This window comes from Pseudonocardia lacus, from assembly GCF_018531445.1.
Lineage (GTDB): Bacteria > Actinomycetota > Actinomycetes > Mycobacteriales > Pseudonocardiaceae > Pseudonocardia > Pseudonocardia lacus.
In genome coordinates this window covers 1-20,779 of record NZ_JAHDTH010000060.1, presented here as the reverse complement: position 1 = coordinate 20,779, position 20,779 = coordinate 1, and the positions used below count along the sequence as shown (strand labels likewise).

Genomic DNA, 20,779 nt, shown 5'->3' with positions numbered 1-20,779 from the left:
TCGACGACGGAAGGGGACGTCCAGGTGAGCAGCCCGAGCGCCGACCCGCGGGCGTGGGTCGGCTATGCGGTGTCCGGCGCGGGCGGCGAGCCGCTGGGCCGCGTGGCCACGGTCTACACCGACCCGGAGACGGGCGCGGCCACGTTCGCCGAGGTCGATGTCGGCGGGGGCGCGAGCGCGCTCGTCCCGCTCGATCGGGCCTCCGCCGACGGCGACGGGATCCGCGTGCCCCACGACGCCGAGCGGGTGCGCACGGCGCCGGCCCACGAGCCGGGCGCGAACCTCTCGCACGACGACGTCGCCCGGCTGGCCGAGCACTACGCGCAGCGGTCGCTCGTGGCCGACCAGGAACCGGGCTGGATGGTGCGCCACGAGGAGCGCCTGCGGGTCCTGACCGACACCGTCGTGACGGGCCGGGTGCGCGTGCGCAAGCACCTCGTCACCGAGGAGCGGACGTTCACCGTCGAGGTCACCCGCGAGGAGATCACCATCGAGCACGAGGAGGTGCCGGCCGGCGAGCGCGCGGGGCTGCCGGCCGAGGAGAACCCGGCGCCGATCGGCGAGCAGGTGCTCGAACTGGTGCGGCACGAGGAGCGCGTCGTCGTGACGAAGGAGGTCGTGCCGGTGGAGCGGGTGCGGGTGATCCGCTACGTCGTCACCGAGCCCGAGGTCGTGCGGGGCGTGGTCCGGCGCGAGGAGCTCGACCTGCAGGACCCGCGGAGCTGACCGGTGCAGACGTTCCTGCCGCACCCGGACTTCGCGGCCAGCGCCGCCGCGCTCGACACGAAGCGGCTGGGCAAGCAGCGGGTGGAGACCCTGCAGGTGGTCCGGGCGCTGACGGTGTCCGGCTACGGCTGGCAGAACCACCCGGCCGTGCTGATGTGGCGCGGGCACCTGGAGGCGCTGGGCCGCTACGGCCTGGAGGTCGTCGACGCCTGGCTCGCGCGGGGCTTCGGCGACACCTGCGCCGCCAGCATCCGCCACGACCTGCGGGAGGCCGGCGTCGACGCGGTCCGCACGCAGGCCGAGCTGGCCGCGGCCGGGGCGCTGCCGCCGTGGCTGGGTGACGAGGCGCTGCACCGCAGCCACCGCTCGGCGCTGCTGCGCAAGGACCCGGGCTGGTACGGCCCGCTGTTCGCCGGCGTCCCCGACGATCTGCCCTACGTGTGGCCGGTCCGGTCCGCGAAGGTCCTGGAGGCCGAGCGGCGCAAGGCCGCCCGTCGGTGACCGCGCAATCCGGTGGGGCTCGACGCCCCCGGCCCCTACCGTCGGGGCCGTGGCCGGCGCGTTCGATCCCCAGTACATGGCGGCGTTCTTCGACGACTACGGCGACCAGGAGTGGACCCGGCACGACACCCCGCACGGGCGCGCGTCGGTGGCGGTGCACGTCGACCTGCTCGCCGAGTACGTCCGGCCGGGCGACCTGGTCCTCGACGCCGGCGCCGGACCGGGGCGGCTGACCGTCGAGCTGGCCCGGCTCGGGGCCCGGGTGCACGTCGGCGACCTCTCACCCGGTCAGCTGGAGGCCAACCGGCGCCGGGTCGGCGAGGCCGGCCGCGAGGACGCCGTCGTGGCCCGCGAGGTGCTCGACATCTGCGACCTCGGGCACCTGCCGGACGCGAGCTTCGACGTCGTCGTGTGCGTCGGTGGCCCGCTCAGCTACGTCCGCGACCGCGCCGACGACGCCCTCGCCGAACTCGTGCGCGTCACCCGCCCCGGCGGGCACGTGCTGGTCGGCGTGATGTCGACCGTCGGCACCCTGCGCGCGTTCCTGCCCGGGGTGGTCGAGGAGCGGCGCCGCCACGGCGCCGCCTACGTGGAGGGCGTGATGGCGTCGGGGGACCTCGACCGGGAGCCGAACGGGCAGGAGATGCACATGTTCCGGTGGGCCGAGCTGGAGCGCCTGTGCGCCGCGCACGGCGAGGTCGTCGCGGGGGCGGCGGCGAACTTCCTCACCGCCAACCCCGACCCGGACTTCTACGCCGGGCTCACCGACGACGAGTGGGAGGTGCTGCTCGCGTGGGAGCGGCGGTTGTGTCGTGAGCCGGGGGTTCGTGATGGGGGGACGCACATGGTGGCTGTCGTGCGGCGACCTGCGGCGGGCTCTTGAGGGGCCTCCGCCGGCGCCTGCGGCGGGCTGCCTCCGGCGGCTCCTACGCGGAGGGCGACCTCTGATCGACCAGGGGCTTCCGGGGGGTGGAGTGCCGCTTCGCGGCCGAGCGGGCCGGGCGGGGGCGCCCTGCAGCGCGGGGTGCGGTGTCCTCGCAGCGCTGGGCGTGTGTCGCAGCGCTGGCTGGGTGCTCGCAGCGCGCCGGCGGGCTGCGACGACCCACCCCCCGCTGCGACGACCCACCCGACGTCTGCGAGATGGGCGAGACCACGCCGTCCGGTGGGCGCCCGTGCCCACCGGCAGGTCGCTACCCGGGGCGGGGTCCGTCAGGTGGCGGGGGCGGCCAGGGTGGCGAGTTGCTCGGCGAAGGCGTCGAGCACGTTGAGGGCCGCGGTGCTGTCGCGGTCGACCAGCCAGGCGACCGTCACGCCGTCGGTCACCACGACCACCATCCTGGCCAGCTGCTCGACCGGTGGCCGCCAGCGGATGCCGCAGCCCTCGGCGATCTCGGTGAGGGTGGTGCGTGCGGTGCGGTGGTAGGCCTCGTACTGGCGTTGGGCCACGCCGGCCAGCGAGGGGTCGCCGAGTGCGTGCTGGGTGAGTGCGGTCAGCACGGCTTCGCGGTTGGGGTCGGCTTCCACGGTGTCCCAGTAGCCGCGCAGGGTGGCGCGCAGCGACTCGACCACCGTGGGGCGCAGGACGGCGCCACCGGCGCGGGCGGTCTCCAGTTCGGCCATGGCGTGGGCGGTGAGCTCGGAGAGGAGCTCGGCCTTGGAGGCGAAGCAGTAGTGGAACGCGGCCAGGGGGGCGCCCGCCTCGGCGCAGACCCGGCGGGTGGTGGCCGCGGCGAAGCCCTCCTCGCCGATCACCCGGAACGCGGCGGCCACCAGCTGGTGGCGGCGCTCCCGGGCGGGGATCCGGGCCATCGGGCGTCCTCTCCGGTGCCGCGGCTGCCCGCGGTTCCGGGTCGAGTGTCCCAGACGTCCGACCCAGAGCGCCGTGCGATCGGGGGTGAGCGGCTCGGAGGCCGAGCGGGAGTTGTGCCGGGCAGTGGATCGCGCAGCCGGAGCGCGGTTCTGGGTCGTTTGTCCCAGACGATTGACACACAATGACCCAGGTCCCACGATCGTCGGCATCCCACGGGCCGGAGGTCGCCATGGCCGAGATCGACTCGCAGTTGCCGGACCCGGGCGCGCAGCCCGGCGCAGGGTTCGGCTACGCCCAGCAGTTCCCCCGCGTGCTGCGCCGGTTCGCGCTGTTCGCGGTGGCCTTCTCCATCGTCTCGATCACGACCGGGATCTTCGTCAACTACTCCTACGGCCTGCTGGCGATGGGCCCGGCGGCGATCTGGCTGTGGCCGGTGGCGGCGGTCGGGCAGCTGCTGGTGGTGCTCGTGCTGGCCGAGCTGGCCGGGCACGTGCCGCTGGCCGGGGCCAACTACCAGTGGGCGGCCCGGCTGGTGAGCTCGAAGTTCGGCTACCTCGTCGGTGCGCTCGGCGTCCTCTACAGCGCGGTCGGGCTGCCCGGGATCATGCTGGTGGGGCTGGCCCCGCTGACCGCCACCGTGCTCGGCCTCGACGCCGAGGACGGCCGCCTGCTGGTGTTCATCGCGGTGCTGGCGCTGGTCGTGGCCTACCTGGTCAACATCATCCGCGTGCAGCTGGCCGCGCGGGTCAACAACGTCGCCGTCTTCGCCGAGATCATCGGCACGGTGCTGCTCAGCCTGGTGGTGTTCTTCGCCTGGGTGCGGGGCGGGTCGTCCGCACCCGACGGCGGGCACGGGGTCGGGTTCCTGTTCACCGTCGTCACCGACCAGCCGCTGTTCGCCGCGATCGTCGGTGCGTCCCTGGTGGGCGTGTTCACGCTGGTCGGCTTCGAGGCGGCCGCCGACCTGGCCGAGGAGGCGGTGGACGCGCGCCGCACGGTGCCGCGGGCGATGATCCTGTCCGTGGTGGTGTCGTCGGTGCTGGGCATGCTGGCGCTGGTCGGCTTCACCCTGGCCATCCCCGACCTCGCGCTGGTGTCGGACTCGCCGGTGCCGCTGGCCGTGATCGCGCAGTACTGGCTGGGCGACGCGGCCACCGGGCTCTTCCTGATCATCGTGATCTTCTCCATGTTCGCGCTGGCCGTGGTGGGTGCGGCGGCGAACTCCCGGCTGTTGTTCGCGATGGCCCGCGACAACCTGCTGCCGTTCTCGGCCGCGCTGCGCACGGTCAACCCGCGCACCGGTACACCGGTGCCGGCGCTGCTGACCTCGCTGGGCGTGTGCCTGGTGCTGCTGGCCTACGGCTCGATCGACGGCGACGCGTTCGCGGTGCTGATCGGGGCCACCGCGCTGGTGCCCTACCTGGTCTACCTGCTCACCCTGGGCGGCTACCTGGCCCGGCGCCGGACGCTGGTGGCCGCCGGCGGGGGCGGGTTCACCCTCGGGGTGTGGGCGATGCCGATCGCGGTGCTGGCGCTGCTGTGGCTGCTGGCGGTCGTCGCCTCGCTCACCCTGCCCGAGGCGTTCCGCTCGGCCGACTACGTCGTGCTGGGCGCCCTCGCGCTCACCGGCATCTGGTACGTCGCCGTCCTGCGCCGCCGCTTCGCCGACGGCACCGCCGGGATCGGCTCGTCCACCTCGTCCACCTCGACCACTCCGTCGACCGCACAGGAGGCCTGAGTGAGCTGGCGGAACTGGGCCGGCAACCAGTACACCGATCCCGTCCGGACGGTCCGCGCCCGCGACACCGACGACGTCGTCGACGCCGTGCGCACGGCCGCCGCGGAGGGGCTGCGGGTCAAGGCGCTGGGGTCGGGGCACTCGTTCACCGGGGTCGGCGTGCCCGACGGGGTGGCGATCGTGCCGCCGGCCGATCCGACCGGCGTGCGGGTCGACGTCGCCGCGCGGCGGGCCACGGTCCCGGCCGGGATGACGCTGCGGGTGCTCAACGAGGTGCTGTGGCGCCACGGCCTGGCGATGCCCAACCTCGGCGACATCGACGCGCAGACCGTCGCCGGCGCGATCTCCACCGGCACGCACGGCACCGGGGCGCGGTTCCCGGGGCTGGCGGCGCAGGTCGTCGGGTGCCGGATCGTGCTGGCCGACGGTTCCGTGCGCGACTGCTCGGCCGAGGTCGAGCCGGAGCTGTTCGGGGTGGCCCGGCTCGGGCTGGGCGCGTTCGGCGTGCTGGTCGAGGTGACGCTGCAGGCCGTGCCGGCGTTCATGCTGCACGCGCGGGAGTCGGCGCAGCCGCTGGACCGGGTGCTGGACGGGCTCGACGAGCTGGTCGGGGGCAACGAGCACTTCGAGTTCTACTGGTTCCCGCACACCGACGTCGCGGCGACCAAGGCCAACAATCGCACGGCCGACGACGAGGTGCCCCGGCGCGGGCGGGTCGCCGAGTGGGTGGGCGACGAACTGGTGGGCAACATCGGATTCGAGGGGGCGTGCCGGGTCGGTCGGGCGCTGCCGCGCGCGGTGCCCCGGCTCAACCGGTTCGTGGCCGCCAGGTTCGCCGCGGGGGAGTACGTCGACCGCTCCTACCGGGTGTTCACCAGCCCGCGGCGGGTGCGGTTCCTGGAGATGGAGTACGCCGTGCCGCGCGAGGCGCTGCCCGAGGCGTTCGCCGGGCTGCGGGCCGCGGTCGAGCGCCACGCCAGGGCGGTGATGTTCCCGGTGGAGGTGCGCGTCGCCGCGGCCGACGACGTCTCGCTGTCCACCGCGAACGGGCGCGACTCGGCGTACCTGGCCGTGCACGTGTACCGCGGCCAGCCGCACGAGGCCTACTTCGCGGCCGTGGAGTCGGTGATGGTCGCCCTGGGCGGGCGCCCGCACTGGGGGAAGCTGCACACCCGCACCGCCGAGCACCTGCGCGCCGACTACCCGGCGTTCGACGACGTCGTCGCGCTGCGCGAGAAGCTGGACCCGCACCGCCGGTTCGGCAACGCCTACCTGGAGAGGGTCATGGGATGAGTGCCAAGTACGTGGCCGACCTGGTCACGCCGGCCCTGCTGGTCGACGTCGACGCGTTCGAGGCGAACCTGGCCGACATGGCGGCGGCGCTGCCCGGCCCGCGGCTGCGCCCGCACGTCAAGGCGCACAAGACCACCGCGCTCGCCGCCCGCCAGGCCGCGCTCGGGCACACCGGCTTCACCTGCGCGACCGTGCGCGAGGTCGAGGGCATGGTGGCCGCCGGGCTCGGCCAGGACCTGCTGCTGGCCAACGAGGTGCTGGACGCGAGCCGGCTCGGGCCGCTGGTCGAGTCGGGGGCCCGGATCACCGTGGCGGTCGACTCGGAGCAGACCCTCGCGGCCGCGGTGGCCGGTGGCGTGCGCGAAGTGCTCGTCGACGTGAACGTCGGCCTGCCGCGCTGCGGGATCGCCCCGGACCGGGCAGGGTGGCTGGCCGACCGCGCGCGGGCGGCGGGCGTCGAGGTCCGCGGGGTCATGGGCTACGAGGGCCACCTGATGATGCTGGCCGACGCGGCGGAGCGGGCCCGGCTCACCGAGGAGTGCATGGCCAGGCTGCTCGCCGCGCACGCCGACGTCGGCGGCGACGTCGTCTCCGGCGGCGGCACCGGCACCTACGCGATGAACACCTGGGTCACCGAGGTCCAGGCCGGCTCCTACGCGCTGATGGACACCGCGTACACGGCGGCCGGGCTGCCCTTCCGGCAGGCCCTGACCGTGCTGGGCACCGTCGTGTCGGCCACCGCGAAGGCGGGCGACATGCCGGCGTGGGCGGTCGCGGACATCGGGCTGAAGTCGCTGGGCATGGACCACGGCAACCCCACGGTGCCCGACGCGACCGTCTGGTTCTGCTCCGACGAGCACCTGACCTTCGGCGGCGACGCGCTGCCCGGCGTCGGCGACCGGGTCCGCGTGCTGCCCGCGCACGTCGACCCGACGATCGCCCTGCACGAGCGGATGCACCTGGTCCGCGGCGACGAGGTGCTCGACACCTGGGAGGTCGACCTGCGCGGCTGGTGAGTCGCAGGTTGAGACGGCGGGTTTAGCCGGCGCGGGTGCCTGGGCAGCCAGTAACGACGACCCAGGCGAGGAGGCCAGGACCGTGACCGACGCGCACGTCCCACCCACCACCACCGACGCCGGCATCCCGATCGAGAGCGACGAGCACTCGCTGACCGTCGGGCCCGGCGGCCCGCTGCTGCTGCAGGACAGCTACCTCATCGAGCAGATGGCGCAGTTCAACCGGGAGCGCATCCCGGAGCGCCAGCCACACGCCAAGGGCAGCGGCGCGTTCGGCCGGTTCGAGGTCACCGGCGACGTCAGCGGGTACACGAAGGCGGCGCTCTTCCAGCCCGGCGCGACCACGGAGCTGGCGGTGCGGTTCTCCACCGTGGCGGGGGAGCGGGGCAGCCCCGACACCTGGCGCGACCCGCGCGGCTTCGCGGTGAAGTTCTACACCGCCGAGGGCAACTACGACATGGTCGGCAACAACACGCCGGTCTTCTTCGTCAAGGACCCGATGAAGTTCCAGCACTTCATCCGCTCCCAGAAGCGCCGCGCCGACAACAACCTGCGCGACCACGACATGCAGTGGGACTTCTGGACGCTGTCGCCGGAGTCGGCGCACCAGGTGACCTGGCTGATGGGCGACCGGGGCATCCCACGCACCTGGCGGCACATGAACGGCTACACCTCCCACACCTACTCCTGGATCAACGCCGCGGGCGAGCAGTTCTGGGTCAAGTACCACGTCAAGACCGACCAGGGCGTCGAGACGTTCACCCAGGACGAGGCCGACCAGATGGCCGCGATCGACACCGACTACCACACGCGCGACCTGTTCGAGCACATCCGCGACGGCGAGCACCCGAGCTGGACGCTGTACGTGCAGGTCATGCCCTACGCCGACGCGCCGGGCTACCGGTTCAACCCGTTCGACCTGACCAAGGTGTGGCCGCACGGCGACTACCCGCTGGTCGAGGTCGGGCGGATGACGCTGGACCGCAACCCGACCGACAACCACACCGAGATCGAGCAGCTGGCGTTCCAGCCCAACAACCTGGTGCCCGGCATCGGGCCGTCGCCGGACCGGATGCTGCTGGCCCGGCTGTTCTCCTACGCCGACGCGCACCGCTACCGGCTCGGCGCGAACTACCAGCAGATCCCGGTGAACGCCCCCACCTGCCCGGTGCACTCCTACTCCAAGGACGGCGCGATGCGGGTGCAGAAGGTCGCCGACCCGGTGTACGCGCCGAACTCCTACGGCGGGCCGGTCGCGGACGCGTCGCGCTACGGGCAGGTGCCGAGCTGGCAGGCCGACGGGACGATCATGCGCTCGGCGTACGTCGACCACCCGGAGGACGACGACTGGGGCCAGGCCGGGACGCTGGTCCGCGAGGTCCTCGACGAGGGCGCCCGCGGGCGGCTGGTGGACAACGTGGTCGGGCACCTGCTCAACGGGGTGTCCGAGCCGATCCTGGCGCGCGCGTTCCAGTACTGGCGCAACGTCGACAAGGACCTCGGCGACCGGATCGAGGCCGGGGTCCGCGAGAAGGCGGCCGAGACCGACCCGAAGGCCCCCGACCAGGCCAACCCAGCTCGTGACGCCGCCCAGGCCAAGGCCTGACCCCGTCCCGCCGCCCTGGTTCAGGAAAGCCACGATGCTGCCCTCAGAGGGCAGCATCGTGGCTTTCCTGAACTCACGGGTGGGCGGGGCGGGCCGCGTCAGCGGCCCAGCCAGCCGCCGTCGACCGCCAGCAGCGTGCCGTGCACGTAGTCCGACGCGGACGAGGCCAGGAAGACGGCGGCGCCGGCGATGTCCTCGGGGCGGCCCCAGCGGCCGGCCGGGATGCGGTCGAGGATGGCCGCGTGGCGCTGGGGGTCGTCCTGCAGTGCCTGGGTGTTGTCGGTGCGGATGTAGCCGGGGACGATGGCGTTGACGTTGACCCCGCGCCCCGCCCACTCGTTGGCCAGGGCCCGGGTCAGCCCGGCGACGCCCGACTTCGCCGCCGCGTAGCCGGGGATGGTCACCCCGCCCTGGAAGCTCAGCAGCGACGCGGTGAACACGATCTTGCCGTAGCCGCGCTCCAGCATCCGCCGCCCGATCTCGCGGGCCAGCACGAACTGGCTGGACAGGTTGACCGCGAGCACGTGGTCGAAGTCGGCGTCGGAGTGCTCGGCGGCGGGGGAGCGCCGCACGGTGCCGGCGTTGTTCACCAGGATGTCGACCGGGGTGTCGGCCAGGTCGGCGGCGAAGGCGGTGACGGCGGCGCGGTCGGCGAAGTCGACGCGGTGGCCCCGGAAGGAGCGCCCGGCCGCCCGGACCCGGCGTTCGACCTCGCTGTTCGCGACGTCACCCCCGGCGGGCTCCTGCCCGGCGCTGGCCGCGATGACGTCGGCGCCCGCCTCCGCCAGCGCCGCGGCGATCGCCAGGCCGATGCCCCGGCGCGCGCCGGTGACGACGGCGACCCGGCCGGTCAGGTCGAACATGTCGTGGGCCACGTCGCGGAATCTAGCGGGGACGGGCACGATGCCGGCATGACCGCCGTAGGGATCATCGTCCTCGTCCTGATCGTCGCCGTCGGCCTGCTGATCGGCTACGGCTGGGTCACCGACCGCGGCGTGCACCCGTCCCCGGCCGTCGGCGCGCCGGAGGGCGCCTCCGACGACAAGGGCTGAACGGGCGCCTCAGCGCGGCCGGACCGCGGCCCGCAGATGCGCCCTGCCGTCCCGCGAGCGGACGTCGAGGTCCCACCCCGGCGCCGCGGCGCGCGTGCGGAGTTCCACCGTCGAGGGCAGCAGCAGGGGCGCGGCGAACCCGACGTCGTAGGTGAACGCGGGGGACAGCCGGCCCCGCAGCGCGGCCAGCGCGCGGGCGGCGGTCCACATGCCGTGCGCGATGGCCCTCGGGAAGCCGAAGGCGCGGGCGGCCAGCGGGTGCAGGTGGATGGGGTTGACGTCGCCGGAGGCGCCCGCGTACCGCCGGCCCGTTCCGGCGTCGACGCGCCAGACCGCGGCCGGGGCGCCGCCCTCGACGCCCGGGGGCGAGGAGACCGCGGCCTGCGCCCCGGCTCCCGAGGGGTGGGCACCGCGGGCGAGGTAGGTGCTGCGGCCGAGCCACACCGGCGCGCCCTCGACGAGGGCGGTGGTGACCAGATCGACGGTGGTGCCCTTGGGGTGGGCGGCCAGCCGCTCGGCCCGCACCCGCAGGTCGATCCGCTCCCCGACGGCGAGCGGGCGCTCCTGGGTGATCGTGTTGCGGACGTGCACCAGGCCGGGCAGCGGCAGCGGGAACGCCCGCTCGACCATGAGCGCCACCTGCAGCGGGTGGCCGAGCACGTGGGGGTAGGTGGCCGGCAGGGCGCCGTCGAACCCGAACCCGCAGACCCGGGCGTAGCGGGCGAGGTGCTCGGGGTCGACGGGCACGCCGGTGCGCACGAGGTCGCGGTCGGGCAGCGCGTCGCCACGACCGGGCCGCACGGCCGCGCGCAGGTAGAGCGGGGCGAGCCCGGTCATCAGGCCCCCTGCAGGTTCTGCCCGTCGACCCGCACGACCTGCCCGGTGATCCCACCGGACCCCGGGTGCACGAGCCAGGACACGGTCTCGGCGACGTCGGTCGGCAGCCCGCCCTGGCGCAGGCTGCTCAGCCGCCACCCGCCTCGCGGGTGGCGACCGGCGTCCCGGAGTACCGTCTCCGCGGCCCCGACCATCTCGCCCCCGCCGACCTGCGCGACCAGCGCCGGGCCGTCGACCAGGGGCGCGCCGGGGCGGTAGCGGCGCAGCACCGGGATGCGCGGCACGCCGAGGCGGCGGATCAGCGGGTGCTGGGAGAGGTCACGCAGCCGGTCGGTCACCGCGCTGCCTCCAGGATCGCGACGACGCCCTGTCCACCGGCCGCGCAGATCGAGATCAACCCCCGACCGGTGCCCTTCTCGCGCTGTGCCTTCTCGTGCAGTGCCTTCTCGTGCAGTGCCTTGGCCAGCGTCGCCACGATCCGCCCGCCGGTGGCGGCGAACGGGTGGCCGGTGGCCAGCGACGAGCCGACGACGTTCAGGCGGGAGCGATCGACGGCCCCCAGCGGGGCGTCGAGGCCCAGCCGCTCCTTCGCGAACGCCGGGTCCTCCCACGCGGCCAGCGTCGCCAGCACCGTGGACGCGAACGCCTCGTGGATCTCGTAGAAGTCGAAGTCCTGCAGGGTCAGGCCCTGGCGGGCGAGCAGCCGCGGCACCGCGTGCACGGGCGCGGTGAGCAGGCCGTCGCCGCCGTGCACGAAGTCGACCGCAGCCACCTCGGCGTCCACGACGTGGGCGAGCACCGGCAGCCGGTGCTCGGCGGCCCACTCGTCGCTGCCGAGCAGCACGGCCGCGGCGCCGTCGGTCAGCGGGGTCGAGTTGCCGGCGGTCATGGTGCCGTCCGGCCCGCCGAACACCGGCTTCAGCGTCGCCAGCTTCTCGACCGAGGTGTCGGGGCGCAGGTTCTGGTCGCGGGTCAGCCCGAGGAAGGGCGTGACGAGGTCGTCGAAGAAGCCGCGCTCGTAGGCGGCGGCGAGGTTGCGGTGGCTGGCCGCGGCGAGCTCGTCCTGCTCCGCCCGGCCGATCCGCCACTGCCGCGCGGTGATCGCCGCGTGCTCGCCCATCGACAGCCCGGTGCGCGGCTCGGCGTTGCGCGGCAGTTCGGGCACGACCTGCCCGGGGCGCAGGCCGCCGAGCGCCGCGATCCGGGCGCGGAGCGTCCTGGCGTTGTTCAGGCGCATCAGCACCCGGCGCAGGTCGTCGTTGAGGCCGACCGGGGCGTCGCTGGCCGTGTCGACCCCGGCGGCGATGCCGCTGTCGAGCTGGCCGAGCGCGATCTTGTTGGCCACCGCGACGACGGTCTCCAGCCCGGTGCCGCAGGCCTGCTGCACGTCGTAGGCGGGGGTGTACGGGGAGAGCGTGCTGCCCAGCACGGCCTCGCGGGTGAGGTCGCGGTCGCGGCTGTGCTTGAGCACGGCGCCGCCGGCCACCTCGCCGAGCCGCTCGCCGGCCAGCCCGAAGCGGGCGGCGAGGCCGTCGAGCGTGGCGGTGAGCATGTCGAGGTTGGAGGCGCGGGCGTAGGCGCCGCCGGCGCGGGCGAAGGGGATGCGGTTGCCGCCGATGACGGCGGCCCTGCGGGTGTCGGGCACGGGTCCTCCCGGAGGAGCTAAGTTACCCAACGGTAGCTGATACCCGGAGTACGCGGTACCGTCGGTACCGTGACCGACCGCCGGAGTACCCGTTGGGACGCCCACCGCAGCGCGCGCCGTGCCGCGCTCGTCGACGCCGCGCTCACCGCCATCCGCGAGCGCGGCGCCGGGGCCGGCATGGACGACGTGGCGGCCACCGCGGGCACCAGCAAGACCGTCGTCTACCGGCACTTCGCCGACCGCGCCGACCTCTACACGGCGGTCTGCGCGCGCGTCGCGGAGTCCGTGGTGGCCCACGTGCGTGCGGCCATGGACTCCGCGACGGGCTCGCGCGCGATGGCCGCCGCCGCCATCGCCGAGTACCTGCGGCTGGTCGAGGCCGACCCCGAGGTCTACCGGTTCGTGGTGCACCGCCCGCTGCTCGACCGCGAACCGGGCGGCCGGGGCGGCGACCCGGTCGGCGACCTGATCTCGCGCATCGGCGCCGAGGCCGCCGTCGTCATCGCGGCGCACCTGGCGACCCACGGTCGTGACACCGGCGCGGCCGCCCCGTGGGGTCATGGTCTGGTCGGCCTGGTGCACGCGGCCACCGACAACTGGCTCGCCCGGCCCGACGGCATGACCCGTGACCAGCTCGCCACCCACCTCACCGACCTCGCATGGGCCGGCCTGTCCGGCGTGCTCCCCCGACCGAAGGAAGTGACCGCATGAGCGCTCCCGATGCCACCGCACTGGCCACCGCCCTCCGCCGCGCCCTGGACGGGCGCTGGGCGGAGGTCCGCCAGGAGGTCCGCGCGCAGCTGGGGGAGCAGCGCCTGCTGCCCGACCCCGACCTGACCACCGAGCAGCACCGCGACCGCGTCGCGCACGGGATGCGGCTGATCGCCGACAGCGGGCGCCCCCGCACCGGCTTCGACGAGGCCCGCGGCGGGCGCGGCGACGTCGGCGGTGTCGTGACCGGCTTCCAGATGCTCGGCTACGGCGACCTGTCGCTGCTGGTCAAGGCGGGCGTGCAGTGGGGGCTGTTCGGCGGGGCCGTGCAGGCGCTGGGTACCGAGCGCCACCACGCCCGGTACCTGGAGCAGATCATCACCGGCGCGCTGCCGGGCTGCTTCGCGATGACCGAGACCGGGCACGGCTCCGACGTGGCGAACCTGCGCACCACCGCCACCTACGACCCGGACGCCGGCGAGTTCGTCGTGCACACCCCGGACGCGGCCGCCCGCAAGGACTACATCGGCAACGCCGCCCGCGACGGCCGGCTGGCCGTGGTGTTCGCCCAGCTGGTCACCCGGGGGGAGAACCACGGCGTGCACGCCCTGCTCGTCCCGATCCGCGACGGGGCCGGCGCCGCGCTGCCCGGCGTCACGATCTCCGACTGCGGGCGCAAGGCCGGGCTCAACGGCGTCGACAACGGCCGGATCGTGTTCGACTCCGTGCGGGTGCCGCGGGAGAACCTGCTCGACCGCTACGGCCAGGTCGCCGCGGACGGCACGTACTCCAGCCCCATCACCGGCGGCACGCGGCGGTTCTTCACGATGCTCGGCACGCTCGTGCGCGGGCGGATCAGCGTCGCGGGCGGCGCCGGCGCGGCCACCCAGAAGGCGCTCGCGCTCGCGGTGCGCTACGGCGAGCTGCGCCGCCAGTTCACCGACCCGACCACCGGCGACGAGGTCGTCCTGCTGGACTACCTCGTGCACCAGCGCAAGCTGCTGCCGGCGCTGGCCACCACCTACGCCCTGCAGTTCGCCCAGGAGGACCTGGTCGAGCGCATGCACGACCTGCAGGCCCCCGACGGGGACCAGCCGGACGAGGCGGCCCAGCGCGACCTGGAGACCCGCGCCGCCGGGATCAAGGCGGTCGGCACGTGGCACGCCACGGCGACCATCCAGACCTGCCGGGAGGCCTGCGGCGGCGCCGGCTACCTCGCCGAGAACCAGCTGCCCCAGCTCAAGGCCGACACCGACGTCTTCACCACGTTCGAGGGCGACAACACCGTCCTGCTGCAGCTGGTGGCCAAGACGCTGCTGTCGGACTACGCCCGCCGGGTCGGCCGCCTCGACCCGGTCCGCAAGGTCGGCTTCGCCGCCGGGCTGGCCGTCGACACCGTCGCCGAGCGGACCGGGCTGCGCACCCTGCTCAGCCGCGGCGACCTGCGCGAGCGCGCCCACCAGCGGCGACTGCTGCGGGCCTGCGAGGAGCACCTGCTCGCCGGCGCCGCCCGGCGGATGCGCAAGGCGCTGGCACCCGGCGCCGACCGGTTCGCGGTGTTCAACGGCGCCCAGGACCACCTGCTGCAGGCCGCGCGGGCCTACGTCGACCGGCTGGTGCTCGACGCGTTCGCCGCCGCCGTCGAGCGCACCGAGGACCCGGCGGCGCGCGCGGTCCTGGACCGGCTCTGCTCGCTGCACGCGCTGACGCGCCTGGAGGCCGACCGGGCGTGGTTCGTCGAGCACGGCTACCTCACCGCCGGCCGGGCCAAGACGCTCACCACCGCGGTCAACGCCCTGTGCGCCGAGCTGCGCCCGCACGCCGGGGCGCTCGTCGACGGCTTCGGCATCCCCGAGCCGTGGCTGGCCGCGGCGATGCTGGGCGCCGATGCCGAGGCCCAGCGCGACGGCGACGCCCTCGCCGACGACCTCGCGGCGGTGGGCTGAGCGTCGACGGACCTGGAGGCGGCCGGCCACCGGGTGTGCACAGTCGACCTCCCGGCCCAGTCGATCATGTGATTCAGGCTCCTCGCAGACCCAGCGGTGCCTTCGCAGCCCGCCGGCGCGCTGCGACGACCCAGCCAGCGCTGCGGCACACACCCGGCGCTGCGAGGACACCCACCCCGCCCCCACCCGGCCGCGAAGCGGCCACGGGGTGTTCTCGGAGACAGCACCGGTCGCCCCGTCACACGGGTCGTCGTCGACGACGAGGAGTGGAAGGCCCGCGTGATCGGACGGGGGATGCCGGCGGACGCGGCCGAGTTCACGCTGGGCATGTTCCGGGCGGCGCGGCGGGGCGAGTTCGCCGTCACCGACCCGACGCTGGAGGCGGTGCTCGGTCGGCCGGCCACGTCCGTGCGCTCGGTGCGTTGGTGGGTGGGCTCGAGGTGCGATGACGGCAACGCCCGTGCGCGCTGACCCGCGTCGTCCAGCGCTGCTACCCGACGTCCGGGGCCGGCGGGTCGGCGGCGAACGCCGTCATGGCCTCGGTCGCCCGGTGCAGGAAGCGGGCGATGCTGCGCTGCTCGTCGGGGGTGAAGTCGGCGATCACCGCGCCGAGCGCGCCGAGCATCGGGGCGAGGGCGGCGCCGGCCTCGGCGCGGGCGCTGTCGGTGAGCGCGAGCACGACGCGGCGGCCGTCGGTGGGGTGGCGGACGCGGCGCACGTGCCCGGCCGACTGCAGCCGGTCGACCAGCGCGGTGGCCGAGGCCGAGCGCATGCGCAGCAGGTGGGCGAGGTCGACGGGACCCAGGGCGGCGCCGTCGACCAGGTGCTGCAGCGCGATGACGTCGCTGACGCCCAGGCCGAGCCGGCGCGCGAGCGCCGCCTCGACGTCGTGGGTGCGGGACAGCAGCACCCGCAGCGCGTTCGCGACGTCCGGCCCGCCGTCCGTGGTGGCGTGCGTGGTGCCGTTCGTGCCGACGCCGGTGTCGAGCGCGATGCCGTCAGGCGTCTGCGACGAGGACATGACGCCACCTTAGTCACAGAAGTAGCTAGACTGTCTAGCGAACTGCCCGATTTCCAGCGATGTGGAGCACAGCATGACCAGAGGTGCGGATGCCGCCCGGTTCCGGGAGATGAACCGGGCGATGGTCGAACGGCTGCGCGGCGGGGCACCGCCCCCGCTCGTCGCCGACACCTACGAGCTGCGGGTGCTGCACACCACCGGACGCGCCTCCGGCCAGCAGCGGTCGACGCCGCTGGCCGTCGTCCACCACGACGGACGCCGCTACCTGGTCGCCCCCGACGCCCGCCGCGACTGGGTGGCCAACCTCGACGCGCACCCGCACGGCGGCATCGAGGGCGGGGCGGGCGGCGACGTCGAGGAGATCGCCGTCACCCGCACCGACGGGCGCCCCGCGGCCCGGGTCGTCGCCGCGTACGCGGCGGCCACGACCGGTCCGGTGCGGGCCGCGTTCCCGTTCGGCGACGACGCGCCCATCGAGGAGGTCGAAGCCGTCCTCGACCGGATGGCCGTCTTCGAGGTCACCGGAGCCCCGGCATGAGCGCCGACCCGGTCGCCGTCGTCGGCGGCGGGCCCGGCGGCGCCCTGCTGGGGTACCTGCTGGCCCGGGCGGGCGTCGCGGTGACGCTGTTCGAGTCGCGGGCCGACTTCGAGCGCGAGTACCGCGGCGACTCGCTGCACCCGTACACGATGGAGCTGCTCGACCAGCTCGGCCTGGCCGACGAGGTGCTGCGCCTCCCGCACCGCAAGGCCGACGGCTTCCGCTTCCACACCCCGCACGGCGTGGTCACCGCGGCCAGCTACGCGCGCCTGCGCACCCCGTTCAACTACGTCGCGATCATGCCGCAGGCGCTGCTGATCGACTTCCTGGTGCGCCGGGCCGCGGAGTTCCCCGGCTTCCGGCTGCGCACCTCCACCAAGGTCACCGGGCTGCTGACCGGACCGGACGGCCGGGTGCGGGGCGTGCGCTACCGCGACGGCGACGGGGAGGCCGAGCTGGCCACGTCGCTGGTCGTCGGCGCCGACGGGCGTTACTCGACCGTGCGCCGCCTCGCCGACCTGCCGACCACCAGCCTGGGCGCCACCACCGACCTGATCTGGTTCCGGCTGCCGCGGCTGCCCGCCGACCCCGCCGAAGCCGACCTGGACCTCTACTGCGGGCCGGGGCGCTACGTCGGGATGCTCGGCGCGGCCGACCACTGGCGGATCGGCCTGGGCATCCCCAAGGGCGGATACGCCGCGGCCCGCGAGGCCGGCGTCGAGGTCGTGCAGGACTTCCTGCGCACCCACGTGCCGTGGCTGGCCGACCGGGCCGGCCTGCTCACCGACTTCAACCAGACCAGCCTGCTGTCGGTCGACATCTCCGCCGTCTCGCGCTGGCACCGCCCCGGCCTGCTGCTCATCGGCGACGCCGCGCACGTGATCTCCCCGGTCGGCGGCAACGGCATCCTGATGGCCGTGCAGGACGCCGTCACCGCGGCGAACGCCCTCGTGCCCGCGCTGCGCCGCGGCGCGGTGGAGGACGCCGACCTCGCCCGCGTCGAGGCCGAGCGCGCGCCGGCGATCGCGCAGGTGCAGGCCGACCAGGTCCGCACCGAGCGGTCGCTGGCCCGCGCCCGCGAACGCGGCCGGGTCGTCGCGCCGCCGCGGTTCCTGCGCCCGCTGCTCGCGCTGCCGGCGGTGCAGCGGCGCTCGGCCCGCTCCAACGCCTACGGCCCCCGCCCGCCCGCGCTCGACCCGGGCATCGTCGACGACCTGCCGGTCCCGGGGCGGACCGGGCGCTGAACCCGGCCCCCCGGCGCGTCGATCGAGCGGCGCAGCAGGTCGGTCATCGTGCGGGCGCGGACCGGGCGCCCCCACAGGAAGCCCTGCCCGAAGCGGCAGCCCAGCGCGTGCAGCCGGGCCGCCTGGGCGGGGGTCTCCACGCCCTCGGCGACGGCGGTCAGCCCGAACGCGTCCACCAGCCCGAGGATCGCCGCGGCGACCCGGTGCTGCTGCGGGTCGCTGTCCAGCTCGGCGATCAACGACCGGTCGATCTTGATGACGTCGACGAACTGGCGGCGCATGTAGCCCATCGAGGAGTAGCCCGAGCCGAAGTCGTCGATGGCGACGCCGACCCCGGCGGCGCGCAGCTTCTCCAGGGCCCGCGCGGTCTGCGCGTCCTCGCCCATCAGCTGGGTCTCGGTGACCTCCAGCATCAGGTCGCCGGCCACGGCGCCGCTGCGGCCCAGCCGCTCCAGGACGTCGTCGGCGAACGCGGGGGAGCGCAGCTCCAGCGGCGAGATGTTGACGTGCATGCCGAAGTCGCTCGTGCCCAGCACCGTCGAGCGCCACTTCGCCGCCTGCGCGATCGCGGTGTCGAGCACCCACGCGTCCAGCGGGACCACCAGCCCGGTGTCCTCGGCGACGGAGATGAACTGGTCGGGGGTCAGCAGCCCGCGCACCGGGTGCTGCCAGCGCACCAGCGCCTCGACCCCGGCGATCCGCCCGCCGGACAACTCGACGATCGGCTGGTAGCGCATCTGCAGCTGGCCGTCGGCGATGGCGGCGCGCAGCTCCTCTGCCACCCGGACCCGGCGCAGCGCCGTGGCGTGCATCGCGGACTCGAAGAACTCGATCCCGCCGCGGCCGCGGCCCTTGGCCACGTACATCGCGGTGTCGGCGTCGCGCAGCAGGGTCTCCGCCGACAGGTTCGGCTCGGCCAGCCGGATGCCGATGCTGGTGCCGACCCAGCACTGCTGCGCACCGGCCTGCACCGGGCGCGCCAGCGCCTGCTGGATGCGGGTGGCCACCTCGACGACCTGGTCCAGGGTGGCGTGCGAGATCACCACGGCGAACTCGTCGCCGCCGAGGCGGGCGACCGTGTCGATGTCGCGCACGATGCCGCGCAGCCGGTCGGCCACCTCGATCAGCAGGAGGTCGCCCACGCCGTGGCCGAAGCTGTCGTTGACGACCTTGAACCCGTCGAGGTCGAGCACCAGCACGGCGGGCGGCCCGCCCCGGCGCTCGGCGCGGGCCACGGCGCGGTCGAGCCGGGCGGTCAGCAGGGTGCGGTTGGCCAGTCCGGTCAGCTGGTCGTAGAGGGCCAGGCGCTCCAGCTGGCGGTGGGCGTCGGCGACCTGGCGTGTTCGTTCCGCGACGCGCAGCTCCATGTCCTCGGTGAGCACCTGCAGCTCCTCGGCCAGCATGGTGAGCCCGACGGTGACCGCGTCGATCCGGTCGTTGGCCGGCGAGGGCTCCATGCGGGCGCCGAGGTTGCCCGATGCGAGCGCCACGACCAGCCCGACCAGCTGGTCGAGGCGGGTGTCGGCGTCGTCGGAGGCCTCAGGCGGGGGCGTCGTCACCGATCAACCACGCCAGCGCCGCGGGCTCGGAGGTGAAGTACCGGGTCGGCATGGCCATCACGATCACGCTGAGCGTGAAGTTGGCGATCACCCGGTCGACCGCCGACTCGCCGAGCAGCGCGATTCTCGACGCCGAGCATTCCTCGGCGAACGCCTGCCGGCCCTCGCGGGTCAGGCTGGCGGTACCGCGCATGTCGACCAGCAGCGGGCGCTTGCGCCCGTCGGCGAGCTCGTCGAGGCGTTTGATGGCGGCCCGGGCCAGCTCACCGGTGATCCGGGTGCCGCGCCGCCAATCGCAGCGGACGTAGCCGCCGTGCTCGACGCGCAACGTCACAGCGCGTTCGCGCTCCGCGTCCTCCACGGGAACGACCCTAGCCGTGCCGACTCCGGACGGAGGCCGCTGAGTGGCAAAGTCAGCACATCAGGCTCCGCCGAACTGCCCAGGCGGCCTGGCCCGACCGCGGATCGGCGGCCGCCGACCGCACCGCCGCCCCGCCCGCCTGCACCCAGAGCGAGCGCGGCTCCCCCGCGTCCTCGCAGCGCCGGGTGGGTGTCGCAGCGCTGGCTGGGTTGTCGCAGCGCGCCGGCGGGCTGCGAAGACCCACCCAACGCTGCGAGACGACCGGATCACCGGCCCCTCACGAACGCCGGAGGCCACCAGACACCAGACCCCACCGGCGGCCCGGTCTAGCGGGACAGGCTGGTCGGCCGCGGAGGCAGCGGGGGCTCCAACGGTGCCGCGGGCGGCAGCAGGGCGGGCAGCACGAGCCGCAGCCGCAGCCGCCACTCGGCCCGGGCGAACAGGGCGGTCATCGTGGCCGCGGTGGCGCGCAGGTCCTCGCGGGCGGTCAGGTAGTTCCAGCGGTGGTGCTCGGGCAGCGCGAAGAAGCGCTCGAAGAAGACCGGTACGTCCGCGGGCGGCATCCGCAGCAGCGCCTCCAGCCCGATCCGGCGGAACCGGTGCACCGCCCGCGCCCCGGCCGGCCACACGACGGCGCGGGCCGCGGCGAGGGCCCGGTCGGGGTGGTCGGGCAGGTGCCCGGCCAGTGCCCCGGCCACCCGGGGGGCCAGTGCCAGCGCGCCGGCCACGCTGAACCCGCTGGCCGGGTGCACCAGCGGGGCCGCGGCGCCGAACCCGAGCACCCCCGCGCCGCGGTGGCGCCCGACGTCCACCGGGAACCGCACCCGCTCGACCTCGGCGTCGGCCGCGACCGGCACGCCGTGGTGGGCCAGGCGCGCGTGCAGCCGCTCGCGCAGCTCGGGCAGCCCGAGCCCGGGCCGGCGGGCCAGCGACGTCTCCTCCAGCAGCACCCGCGACCCGTCCAGCGGCACCCCGTACAGGAAGCTCGGCCAGCCACCCCGGCCGTGGTCGGGCCGCCAGTCCATGAACAGCGCCTCGCCCGGCGCCACCAGCGGTGCGGCCGCCTCCGCCGGCACGACCACGCCGTACGCGGTCTGGTCGGCGGTCACCACCCGGCCGGCCGGTCTGCGCAGCGGCTGCCCGGCACCCCCGGCGTCGACGACCACGCCGGCGCG

The 20,779-nt window shown here is 74.9% G+C and carries 22 protein-coding genes; 13 read left to right on the top strand and 9 right to left on the bottom strand.

Annotation, left to right across the window (positions count from 1 at the left end):
- Nucleotides 1-24 precede the first annotated feature (24 nt).
- The 3 genes from KIK08_RS41735 to KIK08_RS15195 are packed head-to-tail and all read left to right on the top strand — an operon-like array spanning nucleotide 25 to nucleotide 2,110.
- Nucleotides 25-726, top strand: a complete 702-nt coding sequence (locus tag KIK08_RS41735) for a YsnF/AvaK domain-containing protein (RefSeq protein WP_214403793.1) — start codon at nucleotides 25-27, stop codon at nucleotides 724-726.
- A gap of 3 nt (nucleotides 727-729) precedes the next feature.
- Entirely contained in the window at nucleotides 730-1,227 is a 498-nt protein-coding gene (locus KIK08_RS15200) for an MSMEG_6728 family protein (protein ID WP_214403792.1), read from the top strand.
- Nucleotides 1,228-1,276: 49 nt separating this feature from the next.
- Nucleotides 1,277-2,110: a class I SAM-dependent methyltransferase gene (locus tag KIK08_RS15195; protein ID WP_214403791.1), complete on the top strand. Its 834-nt coding sequence runs from the start codon at nucleotides 1,277-1,279 to the stop codon at nucleotides 2,108-2,110.
- A 326-nt stretch (nucleotides 2,111-2,436) separates the two neighbouring features.
- Here KIK08_RS15195 and KIK08_RS15190 read toward each other — a convergent pair whose 3' ends face one another.
- On the bottom strand, nucleotides 2,437-3,036 hold the full coding sequence (locus KIK08_RS15190; RefSeq protein ID WP_214403790.1) for a TetR/AcrR family transcriptional regulator: 600 nt from the start codon (nucleotides 3,034-3,036) through the stop codon (nucleotides 2,437-2,439).
- A gap of 230 nt (nucleotides 3,037-3,266) precedes the next feature.
- Between KIK08_RS15190 and KIK08_RS15185 the strand changes: the two genes are divergently transcribed.
- The 4 genes from KIK08_RS15185 to KIK08_RS15170 all read left to right on the top strand — a co-directional run bounded on the left by KIK08_RS15185 (nucleotide 3,267) and on the right by KIK08_RS15170 (nucleotide 8,690).
- Nucleotides 3,267-4,775, top strand: a complete 1,509-nt coding sequence (locus KIK08_RS15185; RefSeq protein ID WP_214403789.1) for an APC family permease — start codon at nucleotides 3,267-3,269, stop codon at nucleotides 4,773-4,775.
- Entirely contained in the window at nucleotides 4,776-6,068 is a 1,293-nt protein-coding gene (locus KIK08_RS15180) for a D-arabinono-1,4-lactone oxidase (protein ID WP_214403788.1), read from the top strand.
- Nucleotides 6,065-7,084: an alanine racemase gene (locus KIK08_RS15175; protein ID WP_214403787.1), complete on the top strand. Its 1,020-nt coding sequence runs from the start codon at nucleotides 6,065-6,067 to the stop codon at nucleotides 7,082-7,084. The genes KIK08_RS15180 and KIK08_RS15175 overlap by 4 nt, the downstream gene beginning before the upstream one ends.
- Nucleotides 7,085-7,166: 82 nt before the next feature.
- Nucleotides 7,167-8,690, top strand: coding sequence for a catalase (locus tag KIK08_RS15170; RefSeq protein ID WP_214403786.1), 1,524 nt, complete (start codon nucleotides 7,167-7,169; stop codon nucleotides 8,688-8,690).
- A 98-nt stretch (nucleotides 8,691-8,788) separates the two neighbouring features.
- On the opposite strand, the gene KIK08_RS15165 is transcribed toward KIK08_RS15170, so the two are convergent.
- Nucleotides 8,789-9,565: an SDR family oxidoreductase gene (locus KIK08_RS15165; protein ID WP_308257649.1), complete on the bottom strand. Its 777-nt coding sequence runs from the start codon at nucleotides 9,563-9,565 to the stop codon at nucleotides 8,789-8,791.
- A gap of 36 nt (nucleotides 9,566-9,601) precedes the next feature.
- On the opposite strand from KIK08_RS15165, the gene KIK08_RS15160 reads away from it, so the two are divergent.
- Nucleotides 9,602-9,742: a hypothetical protein gene (locus KIK08_RS15160; RefSeq protein ID WP_214403785.1), complete on the top strand. Its 141-nt coding sequence runs from the start codon at nucleotides 9,602-9,604 to the stop codon at nucleotides 9,740-9,742.
- Between the two features lie 9 nt (nucleotides 9,743-9,751).
- On the opposite strand, the gene KIK08_RS15155 is transcribed toward KIK08_RS15160, so the two are convergent.
- From KIK08_RS15155 to KIK08_RS15145, 3 genes are read right to left on the bottom strand one after another with little or no spacing between them, the layout of a single operon-like run.
- The gene (locus KIK08_RS15155) at nucleotides 9,752-10,579 is read right to left on the bottom strand and encodes a MaoC/PaaZ C-terminal domain-containing protein (protein ID WP_214403784.1); all 828 of its coding nucleotides are present in this window, start codon (nucleotides 10,577-10,579) and stop codon (nucleotides 9,752-9,754) included.
- A complete protein-coding gene (locus KIK08_RS15150; protein WP_214403783.1) occupies nucleotides 10,579-10,917 on the bottom strand; it encodes a hypothetical protein in 339 nt (112 codons plus the stop codon). The genes KIK08_RS15155 and KIK08_RS15150 overlap by 1 nt, the downstream gene beginning before the upstream one ends.
- Entirely contained in the window at nucleotides 10,914-12,224 is a 1,311-nt protein-coding gene (locus tag KIK08_RS15145) for an acetyl-CoA C-acetyltransferase (RefSeq protein WP_214403782.1), read from the bottom strand. Before KIK08_RS15145 ends, KIK08_RS15150 begins: the two co-directional genes overlap by 4 nt.
- Before the next feature lie 69 nt (nucleotides 12,225-12,293).
- Between KIK08_RS15145 and KIK08_RS15140 the strand changes: the two genes are divergently transcribed.
- The 3 genes from KIK08_RS15140 (at nucleotide 12,294) to KIK08_RS15130 (ending at nucleotide 15,352) form a co-directional block, all read left to right on the top strand.
- Nucleotides 12,294-12,935 (top strand): TetR family transcriptional regulator, encoded by a 642-nt coding sequence (locus tag KIK08_RS15140; RefSeq protein WP_308257648.1) that lies wholly within the window; start codon nucleotides 12,294-12,296, stop codon nucleotides 12,933-12,935.
- On the top strand, nucleotides 12,932-14,881 hold the full coding sequence (locus KIK08_RS15135) for an acyl-CoA dehydrogenase family protein (RefSeq protein WP_214403781.1): 1,950 nt from the start codon (nucleotides 12,932-12,934) through the stop codon (nucleotides 14,879-14,881). Before KIK08_RS15140 ends, KIK08_RS15135 begins: the two co-directional genes overlap by 4 nt.
- Nucleotides 14,882-15,175: 294 nt before the next feature.
- Complete coding sequence (locus KIK08_RS15130; protein WP_214403780.1) at nucleotides 15,176-15,352, top strand: hypothetical protein; 177 nt, start codon at nucleotides 15,176-15,178, stop codon at nucleotides 15,350-15,352.
- 19 nt (nucleotides 15,353-15,371) lie between these two features.
- Here KIK08_RS15130 and KIK08_RS15125 read toward each other — a convergent pair whose 3' ends face one another.
- Nucleotides 15,372-15,902, bottom strand: coding sequence for a MarR family winged helix-turn-helix transcriptional regulator (locus tag KIK08_RS15125; RefSeq protein WP_214403779.1), 531 nt, complete (start codon nucleotides 15,900-15,902; stop codon nucleotides 15,372-15,374).
- Nucleotides 15,903-15,975: 73 nt separating this feature from the next.
- Here KIK08_RS15125 and KIK08_RS15120 point away from each other — a divergent pair, with 73 nt between their 5' ends.
- Both KIK08_RS15120 and KIK08_RS15115 read left to right on the top strand, forming a co-directional pair.
- Nucleotides 15,976-16,440: a nitroreductase/quinone reductase family protein gene (locus tag KIK08_RS15120; RefSeq protein ID WP_214403778.1), complete on the top strand. Its 465-nt coding sequence runs from the start codon at nucleotides 15,976-15,978 to the stop codon at nucleotides 16,438-16,440.
- On the top strand, nucleotides 16,437-17,684 hold the full coding sequence (locus KIK08_RS15115) for an FAD-dependent oxidoreductase (protein WP_214403777.1): 1,248 nt from the start codon (nucleotides 16,437-16,439) through the stop codon (nucleotides 17,682-17,684). The genes KIK08_RS15120 and KIK08_RS15115 overlap by 4 nt, the downstream gene beginning before the upstream one ends.
- On the opposite strand, the gene KIK08_RS15110 is transcribed toward KIK08_RS15115, so the two are convergent.
- From KIK08_RS15110 to KIK08_RS15100, 3 genes are all read right to left on the bottom strand, one after another.
- Nucleotides 17,609-19,243, bottom strand: coding sequence for a putative bifunctional diguanylate cyclase/phosphodiesterase (locus KIK08_RS15110; RefSeq protein ID WP_214403776.1), 1,635 nt, complete (start codon nucleotides 19,241-19,243; stop codon nucleotides 17,609-17,611). The two genes, KIK08_RS15115 and KIK08_RS15110, sit on opposite strands and share 76 nt — an antisense overlap.
- Nucleotides 19,224-19,604 (bottom strand): DUF7793 family protein, encoded by a 381-nt coding sequence (locus tag KIK08_RS15105; RefSeq protein WP_214403775.1) that lies wholly within the window; start codon nucleotides 19,602-19,604, stop codon nucleotides 19,224-19,226. The genes KIK08_RS15110 and KIK08_RS15105 overlap by 20 nt, the downstream gene beginning before the upstream one ends.
- A 326-nt stretch (nucleotides 19,605-19,930) precedes the next feature.
- Nucleotides 19,931-20,779: lycopene cyclase family protein (locus tag KIK08_RS15100; RefSeq protein ID WP_214403774.1), on the bottom strand; the 849-nt coding region annotated here is incomplete at its 5' end.